Annotated in this window: 4 protein-coding genes; all 4 read right to left on the bottom strand. The window is 76.1% G+C overall.

What is annotated here, in order from left to right:
- Positions 1 to 49: 49 nt before the first annotated feature.
- Positions 50 to 1,195: a M20 family metallopeptidase gene (locus ACTUAL_RS01485; RefSeq protein WP_440898992.1), complete on the bottom strand. Its 1,146-nt coding sequence runs from the start codon at positions 1,193 to 1,195 to the stop codon at positions 50 to 52.
- Between the two features lie 76 nt (positions 1,196 to 1,271).
- On the bottom strand, positions 1,272 to 2,297 hold the full coding sequence (gene ribD, locus ACTUAL_RS01480) for a bifunctional diaminohydroxyphosphoribosylaminopyrimidine deaminase/5-amino-6-(5-phosphoribosylamino)uracil reductase RibD (RefSeq protein ID WP_096495110.1): 1,026 nt from the start codon (positions 2,295 to 2,297) through the stop codon (positions 1,272 to 1,274).
- Entirely contained in the window at positions 2,291 to 2,860 is a 570-nt protein-coding gene (locus ACTUAL_RS01475) for a MarR family winged helix-turn-helix transcriptional regulator (protein WP_440898991.1), read from the bottom strand. The genes ribD and ACTUAL_RS01475 overlap by 7 nt, the downstream gene beginning before the upstream one ends.
- Positions 2,857 to 3,564: a GTP cyclohydrolase II gene (locus ACTUAL_RS01470; RefSeq protein ID WP_440898990.1), complete on the bottom strand. Its 708-nt coding sequence runs from the start codon at positions 3,562 to 3,564 to the stop codon at positions 2,857 to 2,859. The genes ACTUAL_RS01475 and ACTUAL_RS01470 overlap by 4 nt, the downstream gene beginning before the upstream one ends.
- Between the last annotated feature and the right edge of the window lie 286 nt (positions 3,565 to 3,850).

The raw sequence follows: 3,850 nt of genomic DNA, 5'->3' as shown, positions 1-3,850 counted from the left end.
TGTCCGGCGCGGCAGCGCGCGGCTGCGCCGGACACGCCGGGAGCCGGGGTCAGGCCAGCGCGTGCAGCACCGCCGCCGTGAGCGCGGTGCGGGTCACCAGCCCGGAGACGGTGGCGTGCTCGTGCCTGGCGTGCGCCCCGTCGCCGATCGCGCCGAAGCCGTCCAGCACGCCGACGCCCAGCGCCGCCACGAAGTTCCCGTCGCTCGCGCCGCCCACCGCCACCTCCGGCAGCGAAAGGCCCAGCCCCTCGGCCGCCGCGCCTGCCACGGCGTGCAGCTCGGCGGTGGCCGGGGTGCGCTCCATGACCGGGCGGTTCCAGCCGCCCTCCACGGTCAGCGACGCCTTCGGGTGGCGCGCGGTCAGACCGGCGAGCACGCCCTCCACCCTGGTGATCTCCGCCAGGCTCGACACCCGCACGTCGACCTCGCCGAACGCGCTGCCCGCGATCACGTTCGACCGCGTGCCGCCGCCGATCACGCCGACGTTCACGCTGGTCCCGGCGTCCAGGTCCTGCGCGGCGTGCAGGGTCAGCACGGCCCGCGCCAGCTCGTCCACCGCGCTCGCGCCCCTGGTCGGGTCCAGGCCCGCGTGCGACTCGACGCCCTCGGCGCGCACGGTGAACACGCCGACCCCCTTGCGCGCCGTCTTCACCGCGCCCTCCGGACCCGCCGCCGCCTCGAACACCAGCGCCCCGCGCACGCCGACCGCCGCCGCCTCGATCACCTCCCGCGACGCGGGCGAGCCGATCTCCTCGTCGCCGTTGAGCACCAGCCGCAGCGGCGGCAGGGCCAGACCGGCGGCGCGGGCGATCCGCACCGCCCAGAGCAGCTGCACCAGCCCGGCCTTCATGTCGAACACGCCCGGCCCGGTGATCCGGTCGCCGTCGACCGCGAACGGGATCTCCGCGAGCGTGCCCAGCGGCCACACCGTGTCGTAGTGCGCGAGCAGCAGCACCGGGGCGGCGACGCTGCCCGCGAAGTCCAGCACCCGCACGTCCCCGTGCACCCCACCGTCCACTGTGGACGACGAGTCGGCGGGGCCGATCCGCTCGGCGACCAGACCGTCCACGAAGGACAGACCGCGCGACAGCGCCGCCTTGTCGTCGCTGGGCGTCTCGACCTCCACGTACCGGCGCAGGTCGTCCAGCATCTCCGGCAGCGCGGCCCGCGCCGCCTCCAGCAGTGCCCCTGTCACGCGCTCTCCCCTTCGCTCGTCCGCTCACGGGCCGCGCGAGGCGGCCGGCACCGGACGGTACCGGTCGAACGGCCGGTCAGGCGGGGGTCAGGGTGAAGCGGACGTTCGGCTCCTCCCCGTCGCCCCCGGCGAGCACGGTCACGTCGGTCACCACCGGGCGCAGCGCCGCGCCGATGCCGGTGATCCCCAGGTCGCCCGCGGCGGCCCGGCCCGCGCCCAGCAGCACCGGGGCCACGTACGCGACGATCTCGTCGACCAGGCCCGCCCGCAGGAACGCGGCGGCCACGGTCGGCCCGCCCTCCAGGAACACGTGCCTGCGACCGCGCTCGAACAGCTCGGCCAGCGCGGTCCCCGGGTCGCGGGTGCGCAGCAGCGCCACCTCCGCCGACCCGTCGAACAGCCGCAGCGCCTGCGGCAGCTCCCGCTCGCCCAGCACCGCGCGCAGCGGCTGGTGCGCGAGCGGGGCGTCGTCGGGGCCGCGCACGGTCAGCCGGGGGTCGTCCACCACGGCCGTCCCGGCGCCCACGAGCACCACGTCGCAGCCCGCGCGCAGCCGGTGCACGTCGGCGCGCGCGACCGAGTTCGAGATCCACCTGCTGGTGCCGTCCGCCGCCGCGCTGCGCCCGTCGAGGCTCGCGGCGAACTTCCAGGTCACCAGCGGTCGCCCGTGCTCGACGCCGAACACCCAGGCCCGGTTCAGCTCGCGGGCGCGGTCGGCCATCAGCCCGTGCTCGACCTCGATCCCGGCGTCCCGCAGGGTCCGCGTCCCCCCGGTGGCGACCGGGTTCGGGTCGGACTGGGCGAAGACGACCCGCCGCACCCCGGCCTCCACCAGCGCGCGGGCGCACGGCCCGGTCCGGCCGGTGTGGTTGCACGGCTCCAGCGTCACCACGGCGGTGGTCCCGCGCGCGGCGGCGCCCGCCCTGGCCAGCGCGTCGGCTTCGGCGTGCGCGGTCCCGGCGCCCCGGTGGTGGCCCTCGGCGACCACCGTCCCGTCGTCGGCCAGCAGCACGCACCCCACGCGGGGGTTGGGCCCCAGCGGGACCCCCGGCGTCGCGGCCAGCTCCAGCGCCCGCGCCATCGCCTCGTGTTCGGTCAGCACAGCCCGTCCCTCTCGTGCCCTCGCGGCGTCCCGCACTCCTCGGCCAACCCGTCGGCCAGCAGCGAGGCGATCGCCCGCAGCTCCTCGACCCGCCGCGGGTCGAGCCGGTCGAACACCAGCCTGCGCACCTCGGCCACGTGCGCGGGCGCGACGCGCCGCAGCACGGTCAGCCCGTCGTCCGTCAGGGTCGCGTACTGCACCCTGCGGTCCGCGCCGCACTGCCTGCGGCGCACCCACCCGCGCTTCTCCATCGCGGCGATCGCGTGGGTGAGGCGGGACGGGCTGGTCGCGGCGAGCCTGGCCAGCTCGCCCATGCTGAGCGTGCGGTCCGGGTGGTCGGAGAGCACGGCCAGCATCGAGTAGTAGGTGTGGCTGATCCCGACCTCGTCCCGCAGCTGCCGGTCGAGGGCCTGCGGGAGCACGCTGACCACCCGCAGCAGCGCCAGCCACGCGGCCATCTCGGGGCCGTCCAGCCAGCGCGGGGCGTCCGCGCCGTCGGCCTCCGGGTCGGTGCTGCCGAGATCCGCGCTGCCGGGTCCGGCCCGGCCGAGGTCCGCCGTCACGAGGCCAGCTCGGCCCCGACCACGTCCCCCAGCCGGGGGTGCGCGACCGGGTGGGCCAGGTCGAGGGTGTGCGCGGTGTGGTCGCGCTTGGCGGTCAGGTAGCGGGCGTTGGCGTCGGAGAGGTGGACGCCGGTGGGGACCCGCTCGGTGACCGCGACGCCGTAGCCCTGGAGCTGGACGGCCTTGTCGGGGTTGTTGCTCAGCAGCCGGACGCGGTCGACGCCCGCGGCGAGCAGCATCTGCGCGGCGGCGCGGTAGTCGCGCTCGTCCTCGCCCCTGCCCAGCGCCACGTTCGCCTCGTAGGTGTCCATGCCGGAGTCCTGGAGCGCGTAGGCGTCGAGCTTGGCGTACAGGCCGATGCCGCGACCCTCCTGGCGCAGGTAGAGCAGGAACCCGCCGGTGGTCGCGATGCGCTCGACGGCCTCGCGCAGCTGCGGGCCGCAGTCGCAGCGCTGCGAGCCGAACACGTCACCGGTGAGGCACTCGCTGTGCGGGCGGACCAGGGGAGCGGTCCCGCCCCGACCGGCGAGCGCCACGGCTGTCTCCCAGTCGCCCAGGCCCAGGAGCAGGTGCTCGCGCTCGTCGGCCAGGCCGCGGAAGGTGAGCACGTCGGCGGTGGTGCTGTAGCCGTCGGGGCAGCGCAGGGGGACGCGGACCCTGGTGCGCACGGTGGCGGAGGGGGTCGCGGGGAAGTCGGTGGCCATCAGCACTCCAAGTGTTTGAAACTTGAAATGATGCTAGGTCGGGTGGGCTTGAAGCTTCAAGTGAGTGGTCGCATGGCGCAGGTCACAGGGGTTTCCCGGCATATCCGGGCCGGTCCGGGCGTTAAGCGCGCCGCCGGGTGGCCTACCCGGCGACCCGTCCGGCAGCGCGTCCACCGGTCCGCCCGGTGATCCGCTCGACGGCGGCCACGGCGGCGGCCCGGTCGTGCGGCTCGGTGTCCAGCGCGCGGTGGATGGACATCCCCTCGATCAGGGCGTCGAGCAGCCT

It is taken from the genome of Actinosynnema sp. (assembly GCF_052038725.1).
Note: the sequence above shows the minus strand (reverse complement) of the source record. Positions and strands in the feature narration are given on the sequence as shown.